This window comes from Actinomyces glycerinitolerans, assembly GCF_900098745.1.
GTDB classification, from domain to species: domain Bacteria; phylum Actinomycetota; class Actinomycetes; order Actinomycetales; family Actinomycetaceae; genus Actinomyces; species Actinomyces glycerinitolerans.
Window position 1 is genome coordinate 34,101 of record NZ_FQTT01000010.1, and the last position, 16,957, is coordinate 51,057.

Annotated in this window: 17 protein-coding genes and 1 riboswitch; of the genes, 10 read left to right on the top strand and 7 right to left on the bottom strand. The window is 65.7% G+C overall.

Translation table 11 applies throughout. From position 1 onward, the window contains the following. Positions 1–666: 666 nt before the first annotated feature. The 4 genes from ACGLYG10_RS06710 to ACGLYG10_RS06725 all read right to left on the bottom strand — a co-directional run bounded on the left by ACGLYG10_RS06710 (position 667) and on the right by ACGLYG10_RS06725 (position 3,546). A complete protein-coding gene (locus tag ACGLYG10_RS06710) occupies positions 667–939 on the bottom strand; it encodes a type II toxin-antitoxin system RelE family toxin (protein WP_073329468.1) in 273 nt (90 codons plus the stop codon). Further along, positions 936–1,214, bottom strand: a complete 279-nt coding sequence (gene relB / locus ACGLYG10_RS06715; RefSeq protein ID WP_073329473.1) for a type II toxin-antitoxin system RelB family antitoxin — start codon at positions 1,212–1,214, stop codon at positions 936–938. Before relB ends, ACGLYG10_RS06710 begins: the two co-directional genes overlap by 4 nt. Before the next feature lie 218 nt (positions 1,215–1,432). After that, positions 1,433–2,827 (bottom strand): ferric reductase-like transmembrane domain-containing protein, encoded by a 1,395-nt coding sequence (locus ACGLYG10_RS06720; protein WP_083565701.1) that lies wholly within the window; start codon positions 2,825–2,827, stop codon positions 1,433–1,435. Positions 2,828–2,856: 29 nt separating this feature from the next. Further along, positions 2,857–3,546 (bottom strand): flavodoxin, encoded by a 690-nt coding sequence (locus ACGLYG10_RS06725; protein WP_073329478.1) that lies wholly within the window; start codon positions 3,544–3,546, stop codon positions 2,857–2,859. A gap of 215 nt (positions 3,547–3,761) precedes the next feature. Here ACGLYG10_RS06725 and ACGLYG10_RS06730 point away from each other — a divergent pair, with 215 nt between their 5' ends. Further along, positions 3,762–4,697 carry a hypothetical protein gene (locus ACGLYG10_RS06730; RefSeq protein ID WP_073329481.1) on the top strand — a complete coding sequence of 312 codons (936 nt, stop codon included), beginning with the start codon at positions 3,762–3,764 and terminating at the stop codon, positions 4,695–4,697. A gap of 86 nt (positions 4,698–4,783) precedes the next feature. On the opposite strand, the gene ACGLYG10_RS15860 is transcribed toward ACGLYG10_RS06730, so the two are convergent. Next, positions 4,784–5,242 (bottom strand): hypothetical protein, encoded by a 459-nt coding sequence (locus tag ACGLYG10_RS15860; RefSeq protein WP_139240883.1) that lies wholly within the window; start codon positions 5,240–5,242, stop codon positions 4,784–4,786. Positions 5,243–5,390: 148 nt separating this feature from the next. Between ACGLYG10_RS15860 and ACGLYG10_RS06740 the strand changes: the two genes are divergently transcribed. The 6 genes from ACGLYG10_RS06740 to ACGLYG10_RS06765 all read left to right on the top strand — a co-directional run bounded on the left by ACGLYG10_RS06740 (position 5,391) and on the right by ACGLYG10_RS06765 (position 11,788). Continuing rightward, positions 5,391–6,686 carry an ABC transporter substrate-binding protein gene (locus ACGLYG10_RS06740; protein ID WP_073329486.1) on the top strand — a complete coding sequence of 432 codons (1,296 nt, stop codon included), beginning with the start codon at positions 5,391–5,393 and terminating at the stop codon, positions 6,684–6,686. 1 nt (position 6,687) lies between these two features. Next, positions 6,688–7,650, top strand: coding sequence for a carbohydrate ABC transporter permease (locus tag ACGLYG10_RS06745; RefSeq protein ID WP_083565703.1), 963 nt, complete (start codon positions 6,688–6,690; stop codon positions 7,648–7,650). A gap of 9 nt (positions 7,651–7,659) precedes the next feature. Next, entirely contained in the window at positions 7,660–8,475 is an 816-nt protein-coding gene (locus tag ACGLYG10_RS06750; protein ID WP_073329489.1) for a carbohydrate ABC transporter permease, read from the top strand. Beyond that, complete coding sequence (locus ACGLYG10_RS06755) at positions 8,472–9,920, top strand: glycoside hydrolase family 13 protein (RefSeq protein ID WP_170866477.1); 1,449 nt, start codon at positions 8,472–8,474, stop codon at positions 9,918–9,920. The genes ACGLYG10_RS06750 and ACGLYG10_RS06755 overlap by 4 nt, the downstream gene beginning before the upstream one ends. Before the next feature lie 23 nt (positions 9,921–9,943). Beyond that, positions 9,944–10,999 (top strand): LacI family DNA-binding transcriptional regulator, encoded by a 1,056-nt coding sequence (locus ACGLYG10_RS06760; RefSeq protein ID WP_073329494.1) that lies wholly within the window; start codon positions 9,944–9,946, stop codon positions 10,997–10,999. Between the two features lie 225 nt (positions 11,000–11,224). Then, a complete protein-coding gene (locus tag ACGLYG10_RS06765; RefSeq protein ID WP_083565786.1) occupies positions 11,225–11,788 on the top strand; it encodes an arsenate reductase/protein-tyrosine-phosphatase family protein in 564 nt (187 codons plus the stop codon). A gap of 32 nt (positions 11,789–11,820) precedes the next feature. Here ACGLYG10_RS06765 and ACGLYG10_RS06770 read toward each other — a convergent pair whose 3' ends face one another. Further along, positions 11,821–13,020, bottom strand: coding sequence for an alpha/beta hydrolase (locus tag ACGLYG10_RS06770; protein WP_083565705.1), 1,200 nt, complete (start codon positions 13,018–13,020; stop codon positions 11,821–11,823). 204 nt (positions 13,021–13,224) lie between these two features. After that, a riboswitch (SAM riboswitch) is annotated at positions 13,225–13,315 on the top strand. Here ACGLYG10_RS06770 and ACGLYG10_RS06775 point away from each other — a divergent pair. From ACGLYG10_RS06775 to ACGLYG10_RS06785, 3 genes are all read left to right on the top strand, one after another. After that, complete coding sequence (locus tag ACGLYG10_RS06775) at positions 13,309–14,406, top strand: methionine ABC transporter ATP-binding protein (protein ID WP_073329500.1); 1,098 nt, start codon at positions 13,309–13,311, stop codon at positions 14,404–14,406. (Overlaps the previous riboswitch by 7 nt.) Beyond that, positions 14,403–15,149, top strand: coding sequence for a methionine ABC transporter permease (locus tag ACGLYG10_RS06780; RefSeq protein WP_073329503.1), 747 nt, complete (start codon positions 14,403–14,405; stop codon positions 15,147–15,149). The genes ACGLYG10_RS06775 and ACGLYG10_RS06780 overlap by 4 nt, the downstream gene beginning before the upstream one ends. 167 nt (positions 15,150–15,316) lie before the next feature. After that, positions 15,317–16,201, top strand: coding sequence for a MetQ/NlpA family ABC transporter substrate-binding protein (locus ACGLYG10_RS06785; RefSeq protein WP_073329506.1), 885 nt, complete (start codon positions 15,317–15,319; stop codon positions 16,199–16,201). A gap of 73 nt (positions 16,202–16,274) precedes the next feature. Here the strand turns inward: ACGLYG10_RS06785 and upp are convergent, their stop codons facing one another. Continuing rightward, positions 16,275–16,913 carry a uracil phosphoribosyltransferase gene (gene upp / locus ACGLYG10_RS06790; RefSeq protein ID WP_073329509.1) on the bottom strand — a complete coding sequence of 213 codons (639 nt, stop codon included), beginning with the start codon at positions 16,911–16,913 and terminating at the stop codon, positions 16,275–16,277. Positions 16,914–16,957 lie beyond the last annotated feature (44 nt).

Consider the following 16,957-nt stretch of genomic DNA (forward strand, 5'->3'; position numbering starts at 1 on the left):
TCCAAATCGGCCCTAGGTCCTATTGTGTAAGTGCTTGGGTGGCGGTGTGTGGCTGTTGAGCCGGTCAGTTGGACCGCTGTTCCCCCGTTGGACCCCTGTTCCCCGGTTGGACCGCTGTTCCCCGGTTGGACCGCTGTTCCCCCGTTGGACCGCTGTTCCCCCGTTGGACCCCTGTTCCCCCGTTGGACCGCCGTAGCCGCCGGTTACAGCGGTCCAACGGGGCGTGGGCGGTCCAACGGGGCGTGGGCGGTCCAACCGGGGCGGTGCAAGACCCACTCGCCCCCTTCGACGGGTGCACACAGCCCACTCAAGCTGGGGCGCCGTAGCCACCAGATACGACGAACTCACCATCCGCTACCAGAACCAGACACCACCCACATCGCCAACACCGCCCCACCGGCACAAACGACTTACACAACACGACCTAGCCCTCGCCGGTGACGGCCTTTGTGCCGAATTCGGAGCATCATTCCGTCCCACGGCGGGGCGTCCGGGCACACACCAGCCACACCCAACAATCGGAAGAGCCCCTAAAGCACCGTGCTCACACCGATGCTCCAAAGAAGTCACGTGGCGAAAGCGAACGTAGTTTCGGCGTCGGCCAGCCGCTGCGCCCGACGAAGAGGAAGCGGAGTCCGACGTCGTCATTGCGCTGGGGATGGAGAATCAGCCTCGGTCATAGACGTGGTCGCGGTTGCCGACATCAAGCGCAAGCACCACCAGCCGGGAGTCCTGGATGTCGCAGATCACGCGGTAATCGCCTATTCGATACCGCCACAGTCCTGCCAGCCGCCCGGTTAACGCCTTGCCGCGGATGCGTGGATCTCCGGTGCGTACCACCGCCGTGAGGGCATCGCGGATACGGCGCGCCACCTGTGGGTCCGTTTTCCGCAGCCAGCGGACGACGTCGGGATCGTACTCGAGCCGCCAGTTCGTCATGAGATCGTGTCGATGGCGTCAGCGGCGGGGTCGCCCTCAAGCCCCAGTTGTTGATCGACTTCCTCGGCGGAAATGGCGGTTGCCCTCCCGGCGCGGTGCGCGGCCGCGCGATCCGAGATGCGCTGTTCCCATTCCAACGCGGCGAGATCGCGTTCGAGAACCTCACGCACGATATCGCCCTGGCTCCTGCGCGTCGTGCGGGCCAGGGCGGCTACGCGGTCACGTAGGTCTTTAGGGAGCCTGACGGAGATCGGGCTGCCGAGTGTCGAAGACATGCCTACATCGTATGCAGTGTTTACAACGTAAACAACGTATACAACGTAGGTAGTTCGGTATCCGTGATCGCCCCTGATTCGTGCTGGACCACTGCTAGCCGACGGAACGGCCAGTGATGACCTTGCTCATGAAGCCGATGGGAGGGGCCTCGACACCCACGGGGTGCATGCCCCGCGCGGTGCGCGGCCGCGCGATCCGAGATGCGCTGCTCCCGGTGTCACATGGTCAACCGCTCGTCGAGCAGGTGTCGGGCGGGCACTCCCAACGCCCGGAGCGTGTGCCGCATCGCCAGTACCGCCGGTGCGGGGCCGACGACGACGAAGCGCCCGTGGGCGAGCAGATCGGCGTCCAGGAGCGCGGCGAGATCGGCACGCGTGTAGCGATGCCTGTGATGGTTGTAGCGGAAGGTGGGGTTGTGTCGGGCCAGGGAGCTAAGCACGTCGTCGTAGTACAGGTCCTCCGGGCGGGAGACGGAGTGCAGCACCATCACCCGCCGGGAGGCGGCGTAGGCCTGGGCGAGTCCCACCAGGGGTGCGATGCCGGTGCCCATTCCCAGCAGGACCAGGGGACGATCCTCGGCGGCGATGACCCGGTTGAAACGGCCGAAGGGGCCCTCGAGCGCGACGTCTGCGCCGACCGGCAGCCGCGACAATTGGGAGGTGAAGTCGCCCGCCCCCCGGATCGTCAGGACCAGGGGCGCGGGGCTTGCGGTCGTCGGACTCCCCGCGGCCGCCGAGGCCCGGGCGTACTCCGGGGCGAAGGTGACCGAGAAGGGGTGGGCCTGGGCGGGCAGTCCGGGGGTGTGGAAGGTGACGAAGCAGAAGTCGCCGGGCTCGTACGCCGTCGCGCCCGCCGCCGGCGCGATCACTACCTGGCGGGTGGTGTCGTTCAGGGCGGTGTTGGCGATTACGGTGCCTTGTCGGCTCGGCGCCGCCGGGGCGATCAGCTTGCCCCACAGGTAGACGGCCAGTGCGGCGAGGGTGTACAGGTCGACGGCGATGACGAAGCCGGTCGCGGCGCTTACCCGCGGAATGACGTGGACGTGCAGCACCACCAGGCCGATCATCACGAAGTTGAGCCGGTGGATCCACACCGAGGCCTCATGGGTGAGGAAACGCCCGAGCCGTCTCTTCACGGCCGCCGCTAGGGGCAGGCGATCCACCAGCCAACCGCTCATGAACAATGCCGCGTATACGGCGCCGAAGATGGCCAGATACCAGGCCACGCGACCCGACCAGTAGATGATCGGGTGCATGGTGAACAGGTTGAGTACGTGGGCGGAGGCGAGCAGCAGGGCGAGCACACCGAGCCCCCCGTGCAACTGGTAGAGCGCCGGCAGTCCGATGCGCCGATCCAGGGCCCGCGGGCGCGTGCTGAGAGCGACCGAAACCAGCCACCAGGTGTAGGCGGCCACGCCGCAGTCGTACAGGATCAGGTCCCGGGTGGGCGCCAGCAGCTGCGTGTTGAGCAGGAGGATGAGCGGCGCCGGCGCCGCCAGGCTGACCGCCCAGGCGGCCCACCAGGACGGTGGGCGCAGCGCGTCGCGCCGTCCCCGCCGACCGCGCGGCCGCGTCCGTTTCGGCGCGCCATCCTCCTGCCTCGGCGGTGTCATCGCGGCAGCCGGGCGTACGGGTCGAGTCTTCACAGACCGAGGTTTTCGAGCCACGCATCCACATCCGGCTGGGCGTCGGCGGCCTGACTGCCACGCACGGCCAGACCGTCGAGTACCGTGGCCTGCGGGTACTGGGCCTCAAGCTGCTGTTGGGTGTTGCCCAGGCCGGAGCCCTCGTGGGTGGTGAAGGGGATGACGGTCTTGCCGTTCAGGTCGACGGCGTCTAGGAAGGTGCGCACCACCATCGGGTACTCGCCCCACCAGATGGGGGCGCCGACGAACACCGTGTCATAGCCGGACACGTCCGGCAGCGGGTCGCGGATCTCGGGGCGGGCGTCGGCGTCGAGCTCTTCCTGGGCGACCTCGGTGGTCTCCTGGTAGTCACTCGGGTAGTCCGCGAGCGGGACGATCTCGTAGGAGTCGGCGCCGGTGCGCTCCTGAATCATCTGGGCGATGCGGGCCGTGTTGCCGACGGTCAGGTCGCCCCCGTAGACGCCCTCGGTGCGGGAGAAGTAGACGACCAGGATCGAGCTGTCGCCCGCCGGGGTGTTCTCGGCGTCGGCGGTCGGCCGCTGGGAGGGCGCCGCCGGGGCCGCCGAGCGCGATGCGGATGTAGACGTCGTCGCCGAGGGCCTTACTGCCAGCTCATAGCCGACGACGGCGGCCACGACCACGGCGAGGGCGCTAACAAGCGCGACGATGCGGGCGCGCTGGGACATGGAATCACTCTCCGGTGGTGTTGTAGGAATGCCCAGGGCCAGAGGGCCTATGAATGAAGACTATTGAGGGCCGGCCCAGTCAGGGAGGGCCGGTGAGGGCCTGGATGACCTGCATGACCCGCGCGGTGAAGCGCCCCGTGAACGCAGTTCTGCCGAACGCGCAGGGGTCGCGTCGCGACAGCGCCTTTTCGACGTCGGCGTCTTAGGCTGGCCCCATGAGCGAGTACTTCGGGGGCAAGCGGGGCCAGGCCGCGCCACGGGGACTCCCGGAGAGCGGGCGGTCAGAACCCTGGACTCCCTTCCCGGGGCGCCGACCGGATACGGTTTCCAGCGCCGACATTCCGGGCCGGTCCCGGCCGCGGGAGCGCTCGCACGGCCGTCATGTGGCACCGCCGGCGCCCGAGCACGTGCGCTTCGGGCTGCCGTTCAACGACATCCTGCCCCTGTGGCACGACGGCGCCGACATCACCTGGCACCGTCCCGCCGATGCCGTCGACTTCGCCTCCATCCTCGGCCTGGGGTACGTGCAGACCGAACCCGGCCCCACGGCGACGCCCAACGGCTGGCAGGAACTCGTTGAGACCGCCACCCTGCTGCCGGCCGCTCCCGACTCCGACGACGGCCCGGTACTGCAGTTGCGTGCGGCCACGCCGGCGGGCCGCCGCGCCATCAACGATCCGGGTGACGGCGCCCCCATCCGCCTGTCGCCGGCGCTGCCGGCCCAGGAGGCCATGGGAGTGGCGAGCGGCCTTGACCACACCCGCTTCGCCGTCCACATCGGTCGCCTCATGCTGCGGGCGGCGCGCGACGGCGCGATCCTGCTGTTCACGCTGCGCGCCCCCCGCGATCCCGAGGCTCACCACCTGCTGTCCGTGCCCAGCGAGGTGGATGCGCGCCAGGTCATGCATTTCCACCTGGGTACCTTGTTGGACATGGACGACGGCGCCTGGGCGCACGCCAAGCGGGCCGACAACATGACCCTGCTGGATCTGGACATCCCCTACCAGAGCCTGCTGTCCAAGAGCGGTCAAGTGGGCCAGGGGCTGGAACTCGAGCGCCTGACCGACATGGCCCGTCCGGTCGTCGAGTGTCTGCTGCGCCCGGGCTTCCCCTTCGCGCTGGGGTTCTCCGTGATCCTGCATGAACGGTAACTTCTTGGTCTTCGAGAACAGCGTGGTTCAAGGAATGGCTTTCCTTGAACCACGCTGAGGTCGTCGAAACAAAGTGATGGTGGTGTTCAGAAGGTCGGGTAAATATCTATTGTCGAGCCTCCTGTCACCGTGACATTGCCGCCGGTCTGCCAGGTCTCATCGTTTATGAGTGCCTTGACTTCGAACGCCTGCCCCTCGGAGATGCGCTCGGTTCTGTACTCCCACACGTCGTCGCTAACGGTGTGAGCGCCGCGCCCGGCGTTCCAGGTGAAGGGATAGGCGTTGCCCCTAATAGCGATGCTGTTGCCCCAGCCCACGTCATAGTGGACCCGTATAAGAGTAGTGGGATTATGTGTCGGCGTGTGATCGGAAACGGTGCCGGCCTCCACGAAGATCGCGGTGCTGTGCTCTGGCAACGTTACTGTGATCTGCTTGCCCGTGATGCCGCCGGCGGTTGTCCGTCCGCAGCCGCTGCTGGCGTGAGGACGATGCCCGAGAGGGCCAGTGCGCTCGATGCAGCGCACGCGACTGCCGCGCGAAGCCATCGTGTTCGTGTTGTCGTGTTGAAGACTCCCTTGTCTGGTGTGGCCTGGTCGACACCGCCGGGCCTGTAGTGTATGATAGTAAATCGATGCACATGTGACGAGGGGCACAGCATCGGTCGATGGTGGCGAAACCCCTTAAGGAGTTGACATGAACAGACGCACGTTTCTCTTCGCAAGTGCGGTGGCCGCGACTCTGGGCACGGTAGCGGCATGCGCGCCGGGTTCCTCTGGAGGCAGCGGCTCGTCGGCCGACGGCGCATCCCAAGCGTCCGGCGAGGTCACGATCTGGCACTACTGGGATGGTACGAACGCAGACGCGTTCGACGCTGCGGTCCAGCGGTACCAGGACGAGCATCCCGGCACGAAGATGACTGTCGTGAACGTCCCCAACTCGGACATGCTGACGAAGATCCAGACCGCAGCGCAGACCGATACGTTGCCGACCATGGTTATCGGCGATCTCGTGTGGGCGCCACAGATCTCAGCGACAGGGAAGACTGTGGATCTTTCAACGGGGCTGTCACAGGACGTCGTTGACGCCATATACCCGAGCCTCGTTGCCTACGGCAGCGACGGTGACGCTCTGCGTTCGGTGCCGGTATCGGCGAACAACCTCGGATTGCTGTACAACAAGGACCTGTACGCAGAGGCGGGTCTTGATCCGGCCACACCTCCCGAGACATGGGAAGAACTTCGGGAGAACGGCAAGACCATTCTCGAGAAGACCGGGAAGCCGCCATATGAGCTCTATACCCAGGCCGGGGACAACGGTGAGGGCCTTACGTGGAATTTCCAGGTCAACTTGTGGCAGGCCGGAGGTCAGTTCCTCAACGAAGACAACACAGCCGCGGCGTTCAACACCGAAGAAGGTAAGAAGGCGCTTCAGTTCTGGGTGGATCTCATTGACGAGGGTCTGGTGCCATCACCGTCTACGTCATGGGGTGAGTTTGAGAAGGGATCTGCGGCAGCGGCCCAGGAGGGTTCGTGGATGGTAGGGATCTGGCAGGAGGATCCGCCGTTCGACTTCGGGTCCGGGCAGGCCCCATACCCCGAGGATGGTAAGGCGGCGACAAACCTCGGCGGCGAGCAGGCACTGGTGTTCGAAGGTGACGGCGCGGACGCAGCGATCGCATTCCTGAACTGGTTCCTTGAGACCGATCAGGTTCTGGAGTGGTGCAAGACCACGGGCATGTTGCCTGTTCGGCAGGATGTAGGAACGTCGGACGAGTACACCTCGTGGGTCGCCGAGACGCAGCCACTGCTGCAGCCGTACGTAGACGCGATGGAAACAGCGAACACGCGGCCGGCAACTCCTCTGTACCCGAAAGCCTCCTACGCCTTCGCTGTTGAGGTGGAGAAGGCGCTCAACGGAACCCTAAGCGTCGACGAAGCCTTGCAGTCGGCGGAAGACGCAGTCAACAAGGCTCTGAGTGAAGGGAACTGACATGCAAGCTGTGATCGGGGAGGGCGCGGTTCTCCGCGGCTCTCCAACGCCAGAGTCATCGTCGCGCCCGACCCGGTCACGGCAGTACTCCCGACAGTTGCGCGAATCTCTGGTAGCTGCGGCATTCCTGGCGCCGGCGGTCGTCGTCATAGCGGTGTTCGTAATATATCCGATGATATCCGCGGCATACCTGTCCCTGACATCGTGGAGCGGATTCGGTACGCAACAGATCTTTACGGGGATCGCGAACTATAGACGCCTGATTCATGACCCGGCCGTTATCAACTCCCTGCTGGTGACAATCGTTTACGCCGCGGGCGTGGCAGTTCTGTCTGTGGTGTCGGGGATGACGATCGCGCTGTTGTTGGACGCTCCTATCAAGGGACGCGCCTTGTATCGCGGGATCTACTTCCTGCCAACGGTGTCGTCGTCGGTCGCCGCGGCGATCATATGGAAGTACGTGCTGGATCCCTCGGGAATCTTGAACAAGATATTGGAATCGTTGGGGGTGAACGGCTATGACTGGCTCGGTCACCGCTGGAGCGCGCTAACGGCGCTGATATTGCTCACCGTCTGGAAGAACCTGGGATTCAATGCAATCATGTACCTGACCGCACTTCAGACACTTCCAGCCTCGTGCTACGAGGCGGCTGCGTTAGACGGAGCCGGGACGTGGAGGAAGATCAAACATATAACCATTCCGCTATTGCGGCCGATGACGTTCTTCGTAGTCATTCAGGCTCTTATCACGGCTTTCCAATCGTTCGACTTGGTCTACGTGCTTACGGGAGGCGGTCCTTCAGGCGGCACTGACGTGCTCGGTATGCTGATGTACCGCACTTCGTTCCGGTTGGGTGACTTCGGTTATGGGGCGGCAATTGCGTTCGTATGTCTTCTATTGGTTCTCGGCGTGACCGCAGTGCAGTGGCGCTGGTCTGGTTCTGGTGAGTCGGATTTGGCATGAGGAACAACCATGAATGAGACACGGGTAACACGATGCGTGCGCCACGTTCTGCTTGTTGCAGGATCGTTCACGGTGGTGGCGCCATTCCTCTGGATGTTATTGACGTCCGTGAAGAAGCGGTCAGAAGTGTTCACGACGGTGCTTCCGACAGAGTGGCACTGGGAGAACTACGTACGCGCTTGGCAGGCGGCGCCCTTCGGACGGTATTACCTCAACTCGATCCTAATGACTCTCGGCATTGTCATTGGACATCTGGTCCTGGACTCGCTGGCGGCCTATGCGTTCGCTAGACTGAACTTCCCAGGCAAGAAACTGCTGTTCTTCGTTCTGCTGTCCACGATGATGGTGCCAACCTTTGTTACCATCATTCCAGCCTTCTCAATCATCGTAACCCTGGGGTGGATCGACACATATTCTGCGTTGATCGTCCCGCGCCTGGCTGATGTATTCGGGATTGTATTGCTCCGACAGTACTTCTCCACGATACCCATGGAGTTGGAAGACGCTGCGCGGATTGATGGCTGTAACAGGGTTCAGGTGTTCGTGAAGATAGTCCTGCCGCTGGCGCGTCCCGCTCTGGCCACGTTGACCATATTTGCAACGCTGTTCGCCTGGAACGACTTTCTATGGCCGCTGCTGGTCACGAACGGCGATGAGATGCGTACTATCCAAGTCGGTCTCACGGCATTCCAGGGGCGCTACGGCACATCATGGCACCTGCTGATGGCGGGCACATTGATGGCGACGGTCCCGACCATCATAATGTTCCTGTTCTTCCAGCGGTCTCTTATCAGAGGGTTGACCTCGGGTGGGGTCAAGCAGTGACGACGAAAGGTTATGAAGTGGAATATGCGGCAGTAGCTGCAGGGGCTCGGCTCGATGCTCCGGTGTCGGTACCGCGGTGGCTTGAGTCCGCGGTCTTCTATCAGGTGTTCCCGGAACGCTTCTGCAACGGCGACCCTAGCAATGATCCGGCTTATGTCGAGCCGTGGGGCGGTGTGCCTACTCGTGAGAACTTCTTCGGCGGAGACCTTCAAGGCATTACGCAGCACTTGGATCACATTCAGTCGCTGGGCGCGAATGCCTTGTATCTGACCCCGGTGTTTACTGCTGGGACAAACCATCGGTACGACGGTGAGGACTACTTCGCGATCGATCCCGTTCTGGGCGGGGACATGGCTTTCGATGAACTTCTCGATGCGGTGCATCGTAGAGGTATGCGGGTAGTGCTCGACGGCGTGTTTAACCACTGCGGCTGGCATCACCCGTACTTCGAGGATGTGCTTGATAAGGGCGCCAAGTCTAGGTACGTCAATTGGTTTTTGGTCGAAGACTTTCCTGTCGTGTCCGATCCGGCGCCAAACTATGAGACGTGCTCTGGGTGCGCCTATCTTCCGAAGTGGAATGTTTACAATCCGGAGGTACGAGAGCACCACTTCCGGGCGGCCCTGCATTGGCTCGAGCGCGGTATTGATGGGTGGCGACTAGATGTTCCGTATTTCATTAATGATGTATTTTGGAAGCGGTTCCGGAGCGTCGTGAAGGAGCGTTTTCCGGATGCCTGCCTGATCGGTGAGGAGTGGCAGTCTCCAACGCGCTGGCTTCACGGTGACACTTTCGACGGGACAATGAATTATGGGTTGCGTGATCTGGCCCTGGCTTACGCGGCCACGCGGAAGGCGGATGCGTCGACCACGGCGCGCGCCGCGTTGACGCTTCAAGATGCGATCCCGTGGCACGCCGCGCCGGCAATGATGAACTTGTTGGGCAGCCACGACACTCCGCGTCTGTTCCAGGAGTGCGGCGACGATGTGGCAGCGGTGTGTGAGGCGCTTGCCCTGATGTTTGCGTTCCCGGGTGCGCCGATGATCTACTACGGAGATGAGGTCGGCATGCGTGGGGACAATGATCCGGGCTGCCGTGGTTGTATGTCATGGGATCGGAACGATTGGAACCATGAGTTGTTGGCTGTCTTCAAGTCCTTTACGGGAGCGCGACGGGACTCGATGTCGTTGGGGCGCGGACGCCTCGAGATCCCCTATGCCGTCGGTGACGTCATTGCGTTAAGGAACAACACAATGAATGGGACTACTACTACACTCATCAATCGAAACTCGGCGGCGACGGTGGTTCCCGCCGACTTGGTCCCGCCGCACGGGCGGGACTTGATGACGCTCGTTGGCGGTCGTTTCGCAAAACCACCGACGGCTGTCGGTGACTGGTTGGTGGTTCCCGGAAGGTCTGTCAGGCTCGTTGAGGAGGTACGGTGACGCCGCGTGCTCCGCGGGCGACGATGAAGGACGTCGCCGAGCGGGCCGGTGTTTCGACGTCGGCGGTCTCCTTCGCATATAACAATCCAGGTCGTCTGGCTCGTAGCACGGTTGAGCAGATATATAAGGCGGCCGAAGAACTCGGATATGTGAGAGATCCGGCGGCGCGGATGCTCAGGACCCGCACCACGAGAAACATGGGCCTATTGCTGCCGCAGCCCATCGATGACATTTTCGCGAATCCGTACTACGCCGAACTCATCGCAGGCATCGGCCAGGTCTGTACTCGTGAGGGGATGTTCCTCCTGCTGATCCCGCCGTTGAAGGGCTCTTTGGCCGAGTCCGTCCCGGTGTCCGTGGTCGATGGCTTTCTCGTGGTCGGTATCGAGCGCGACAGGAGCGAGATCAGGGCCATCCAACGGCAACAAATGCCGTTTGTTGTCATAGACGGTGACCCGTTGGCTGAGGTGCCCGCGGTCGGGCTCGATGAGGTCGAGGCAACGGGGGAGGTTACCCGGCACTTACTTGACCTTGGGCACCGCGATATTCAGGTACTCGCCTTCGAGTCTGGGCAGGATGCCGGCCCTAGTGGTTGGCATGGAACGCTGCTGCGGCGGTACGAGGGTGTCCGTGACGCGATCGAAGATCGTGGGCTTACGAGCGATGTGAGGTTGCGCGTGACGGAGCTGCCCTGCACGCGCGAGGCAGGCAGCCAATGGGTACGTAGGATCTGGGAGTCTGGGGACCGCCCGTCAGCGTTCCTTTGCTTCTCTGATGTAATCGCTCTCGGCGCGTTGGACGCCTTGAACGAGCACGGTGTGGATGTGCCGGGAGAGGTTTCGGTCACGGGCTTTGACGACATTTCCGAGGCGCGGTGGGCGCGTCCGAGCCTGACCACAGTGCGGCAGTCCATCCGTACTAAAGGACGTTTGGCGGCCGACAGGTTGGTCGACGCCATCGCGGCGAACCGAAGTCCGGATGAGGCCTTTACTCTGCCCGAGCACCAGACGATTCACGGCAGTCTGGTGGTCAGAGACTCTTCCGGGCCTGCTCAGAGCCATCGGCATGTCGATGACTAGTCCCTCGGCTTTGTGTTTTGCAGCGCAACATCTGACCTTGAAACACCGCGCCGACTCAGCCAGGCTCCTGCCATGACTGCACAACTCGGCTCTGCAAAGCCCAACGCGATCGACACCTCAGCGGCCCCCAACCCGACTGACGTCCCGGTCGCGGTTGCTTGGCCGGCTGACGCCGTACGACGTCTGCCTGTGCCGCGCGATCCGGCTGCCGCCTACCAAGTGGTGATGGTGTGTACCGGCAATATCTGCCGCTCCGCCATGGCCGAGGTCGTGCTCCTAGACCGGCTGCTCGCGGCCGACGTCCCCACCGGCGGGCCCGGCAGCGTCGTCGTCACCTCTGCGGGCGTCTCCGACGAGGAGTCCGGTAACCCCATGGACCCCCGCGCCCGACGCATCCTGACCGAAAGTGGCTACGGCGTCGGCGCCGATCCGGCCGCGCGCGCCACCGCGGCCGCAATCGCCGAGCACGCCGCCCACCGCATCGCCGACGCCGAACTGCGCCGGGCCGACCTCATACTGGCCATGACCAGCGCCCACCGGCGTGTCTTGAGGCGCCGCAGCGAGCGCCTCGGCGTCGATCCCGCACGCATCCGCATGTTCCGCGAGTACGACCCGACGGCGGCGGCAGGCACGCCCGGCGCACCCGAACACGCGGCAAACCTGGACGTGCCCGACCCCTGGTACGGCACCATGGCCGACTTCGTCGACACCCTCGCCGTCGTCGAACGCGTCAGCGATGCCCTGGCCCCCGCACTCGCGGAGCTGGTGGGAGCGGCCGGGGCACGGTGAGCGGCCCCGCTGTGCGCTGGCCGGCCGGGCGCTCAGCCCAGCCGCTCGGACAGCCAGCCGGTGAGCGTGGACAGGTACTCCTCGCGCACGGGGGAGGGTGACAACACCAGGTCGTGCACGCCGCCGGGGATCTGCACCACGGTGACGTCCTCGCCCAGGAACCGCGACCGCTCCACGATCTGCTCCACCGACAGCACCGTGTCGCACCGCAGCGCCTCCTGGCGCGAAATACCCGGGCCGCCCGACGCCGTCGAGCAGCACACCAGCACCGGCACGTCGATACCGAGCCCGTGGTGCACTTCCCGCTGCAGGCGGCGGATACCGGCCAGGAATCCCGCCCGCACCGGGAACGACGGCGAGGGCTTCAGTGACAGGTCCCAGTCCCACTCCCCGCCCCAGCGGCGGTGCAGGGTGCGGGCGTAGATGTCCACCTCGATGGGGCCCGGATCCGTATCCACGGGGACGGTGGTGGCGGCGTCGGTGCCGGCCTGTTGTGGAGAGGCCGCCGGTGCGCCCTCGGTGTACGACTCGGATGGGGCGGCTCCGGCCGGTTCGAGCGCCTTGAGCTCCGCGGGGTTGTCGATGATGCGGTCGGGGTCGCGGCGCGAGAGCAGATCGACGAGGGCCGAGCCGTAGGAGCGCACCAGGCCGGAGGAGTTCAGCTGCAGCCACGGGGAGTTCAGCGTGACCGCCTCGACCGACCCGGGGTGGTCTCCGGCCCAGATGACGGCTTGCAGCCCGCCGGTGGAATGCCCATTGAGCACCACCGTGGAGTGCCCGTGCTCGCTGCGGATGATCCGCAGGGCCTCGGCGATCTCCTCGTCATGCACGCGCAGGTCGCGCACGTCGTGCGGGGACCAGTAGCCCACGCCCGCCCGACCGCAGGCGCGCAGGTCCAATGCGTAGAACTCGTATCCGGCGTCAAAAAACGCGTCGGCCAGCCAGGTTTGGAAGAAATAGTCGTTGCGACCGTGCAGGTACAGCACTGCGCGCTCATGCCGGGGTGCGCCCGGCCGCCCGTCGGGGCCCGGAGCCGGCACGGCCTCGCGTTGGTGGACGAGCACGGCGTGGTCCGCGCCCGGGGCGGCGGGGGAGTCGGTGACGGGAATGGTGCGCGCGACCCACGGCTCGCCCAGGATGTCGGGCACCGTCTCCGGCAACGGTTCCGGAGCCGACGCGGCTCCGGCAGGTGATGGGTGGCCGAGCGGGTCCGGCGTCGTTGTGGATGCCATGGCTGCATCCTGTCACGGACGGCGACGATCGGTGGCACACGAGTTCTTCTCGGATACACGAGTTTTGGAGGTTTGCACGTGTCCTGCACCTGCAAACCTCCAAGACTCGTGTTCATGGCACAAACTCGTGTTCGCGCAGTGATGCGCGCGTCGTTTTCGACCGTCGGCTTGCTCCGGGCCCCGCCCGCCGCCTAACGTAGGCACCGACCATCCAGAGCAACCGAGAGACCTGGCTCATCGACGTTGCAGCAACCCCCGTTCGCGGTGAGGGTGCTACCGCCAGGACCGATGGAGGACCACGTGACGCAATCACCCGCATCCGCGCCACCCGCTTCGGTGGGGGCCGACGGCGCGCAGTCGCCAGCCGGCGCCGTACAGGCAGCGCCCGCGGAACCCATGATCTCCCTGCGCGACGTGCACAAGGTGTACAAGCTCCCGGGCGGGAACACGGTGCGCGCCCTCGATGGGGTGAACCTGGACGTGCATGCCGGCTCCATCCACGGCATCGTCGGAACCTCCGGCGCCGGCAAGTCCACGCTGGTGCGCTGCCTGACCAGCCTGGAGCGCCCCACCTTCGGGGAGGTGCGCGTCGCCGGCAAGAACATGACCGACCTGTCCGCCCGCGACCTGCGCGAGGCCCGCCGCGCCATCGGCATGGTCTTCCAGCACGCCAACCTGCTCGACTCGCGCACCACCGCCCAGAACGTCGCCTACCCGCTGGCACTGGCCGGCGTGCCCAAGGGGCAGCGCCACGACACCGTAGCCCGCATGCTCGACCTGGTGGGTCTGGCCGACCGCGGCTCCTCCTACCCCTCCCAGCTCTCCGGCGGCCAGCAGCAACGCGTCGGCATCGCCCGCGCGCTCGCGGACCAGCCCTCCGTGCTGCTGTGCGACGAGCCCACCAGCGCCCTGGACCCGGAGACGACCCGCCAGATCCTGGGCCTGATCCGGGACGTGCGCGACCGCCTCGGCGTCACCGTCGTGATCATCACCCACGAGATGAGCGTGGTGCGGCAGATCTGCGACTCCGTGAGCCTGCTTCAGGCCGGTCGCGTCGTCGAGTCCGGGCCGATTGAGAGGGTCGTCTCCGACGTCGACTCCCGGCTCTCCCACGAACTCGTCCCCACCCCGGAGATCCCCGACGGGGAGCTCGCCGACGGCGCTGTGGTCATCGACGTCGCGCTCACCTCCCACCCCGGCCAGCCCGCCGCCGCGCAGGTGCTCTCGCTCGCCGCCGAGCGGGGCGCCGACGTCGCCGGCGGTCTGTTCGAGACCCTCGGCACCGCCCAGGTCGGCCGCCTGGCGCTCACCATCCCCGCCGACCAGGCGCCGGGCGTGCTAACCGCCCTGCGTGAGGCGGGCGTCACCGCGGAGGTGCGCGCATGAACAGCCTGATCGCTGCCGCCGGGACTCTCTCCGCGACCGCCCGCGCCGGCGTCCTCGCCCTGGCCTCAAGCGGCGACGACACCTGGTTCAACAACCCCGCCATCCAGCGCAAGCTCGGCCCGGCCACGCTGGAGACCTTCCAGATGCTGGGCGTATCCGGCGCCCTGACGATCGTCATCGGCCTGCTGCTGGGACTGGCGCTGGTCACCACCGGCAAGCGAGGCCAGCACGCCAACCGGGCCGTCTACGAGGTGCTCTCCCAGATCGTCAACATCGGCCGTTCCATGCCGTTCATCATCCTGATGGTGGCGCTCATCCCCTTCACCCGCGCGCTCGTGGGCACCTCTCTGGGCTGGGGTGCCGCCTGCGTGCCCCTGACCATCGGCGCCATCCCCTTCTACGCCCGCCTGGTGGAGACCGCCATCAACGACGTCGACCACGGCAAGGTCGAAGCCGCCCTGATGATGGGCGCCTCCGGCCGCCAGATCACCTGGGGCGTGCTGGTGCGCGAGGCCATGCCCACGCTCATCCAGTCCGCCACGGTCACCCTGATCACTCTGCTCGGCTACACCGCCATGGCCGGCACGGTGGGAGGCGGTGGCCTGGGCGACCTGGCCATCCAGCACGGCTACCGGCAGAACGACCCCGACGTCATGGTGATCGTCGTCGTGCTGATCGTGCTCATCGTCGCCGTCATCCAGGTGTGTGGCGACATGCTCAGCCGGCTGGTCGACCACCGCTGAGCCTCGACCAGCCGGAGTCCCCGGAGCCCCCATGGCCCCAACGGCTCGGCTGCCCCATCCCGGGCCGGTCCCGCGGCGGCACGAGCCGTCCGCCGGCACCCACGTACCCAACCAACCGCAAGCCTTGCAGACACCTGCAGGCACCTTCACGGACAAGGAATCGCATCATGACCTCCACCATCACCCGCCGCAGCGTCCTGGCCGGTGGCTTCGCCTCCGCCGTCGCCCTCACCCTGGCCGCCTGCGGCGGCTCCTCCAGTGACACCTCCACCGACGGATCCGGCACCACGGCCGCCGTCGACGGCATCAAAGTCGACGGCGACACGGCCACCATCACCATCGGCGCCACCCCGCAGCCGCACGTCACCATCCTCCAGTGGGTGCAGGACAACCTGGCCGCCGACGCCGGGCTCAACCTCGACATCGTCGAGATCGACGACTACCAGACGCCCAACACCTCCCTGGACGACGGCTCCCTGGCGGCGAACTTCTATCAGACGCCGAATTTCCTGGAGCAGCAGATCGAGGAGAAGGGCTACGACTTCGTCGCCATCGCCGACGTCCACATCGAGCCCATGGGCATCTACACGGACAAGGGCTACAGCTCGGTCGACGAGGCCGCCGAAGGCGGAACCATCCTGCTCAACAACGACCCCGCCAACACTGCCCGCGGGCTGCAGCTGCTCGAGACCGCCGGGCTGATCACGCTCGCCCCCGACGTCGAGATCCCCACCACCCTGGACGTGACCGACAACCCGAAGAACTTCGATCTGGTGACGGTCGACGGCGCCCAGGTGGCCGCGTCGATGGCCGACGCCGAGCTGGCCGTCATCAACGGCAACTACGCGCTCGACGCCAATCTCAAGCCCAGCGAGGACGCGCTCGTCCTGGAGCAGGGTGAGGGCTCCCCGTACGCCAACCAGCTGGTCGTGCGCACCGCCGACAAGGACAACGAGTACCTGGTCGAGCTCGCCGAACTGCTGAACTCCGACGAACTGCGTACCTACATCGAGGAGACCTGGACCGACGAGTCCGTCATCCCCGCCTTCTGACGCCTCCGCGCCGACGCGACCGCTGCCGGGTCGCTCCGCTCCACGCCCGCAAGGGGTGGGCGGGGCGGCCCGTTCAGTCCACGATGCCGTACAGGCGGTCGCCGGCGTCACCCAGGCCGGGCACGATGTAGGCGTGCTCGTTCAGGCGCTCGTCGCGGGCGGCGGTGACGACGGTGACGTCGGCGCGGTCGCCGACGGCTGCCTCCAGGGTCGCCAGCCCCTCCGGGGCGGCGATCAGGCAGATGGCGGTCACGTCGCGGGCGCCGCGCTCCAGCAGATAGTTGATGGCGGCCACGAGGGTGTGGCCGGTGGCGAGCATGGGGTCGACGACGAAGCACTGGCGGCCGGACAGGTCATCCGGCAGCCGATTGGCGTAGGTCTCTACCTCCAGGGTGTCCTCGTTGCGCTTCATGCCCAGGAAGCCGACCTCGGCGGTGGGCAGCAGCCGGGTCATGCCCTCGAGCATCCCCAGGCCGGCGCGCAGGATCGGCACCACGATCGGCCGCGGCTCGGCCAGGTGCCGGCCGGTCGTGGCGGCTACCGGCGTCTGGATGCGGATCTTCTCGGTGCGCACGTCGCGCGTGGCCTCGTAGGCGAGAAGGGTGACCAGCTCGTCAACGAGTTGACGGAAGACGGCCGAGGGGGTCTTCTCGTCGCGCAGGACGGAGAGCTTGTGGTCAATGAGCGGGTGGTCGGCAACGTGCAGGCGCATGGGCCAAGCCTACGACGCCCAAAACGAGCTGAGGGTGGAATAGG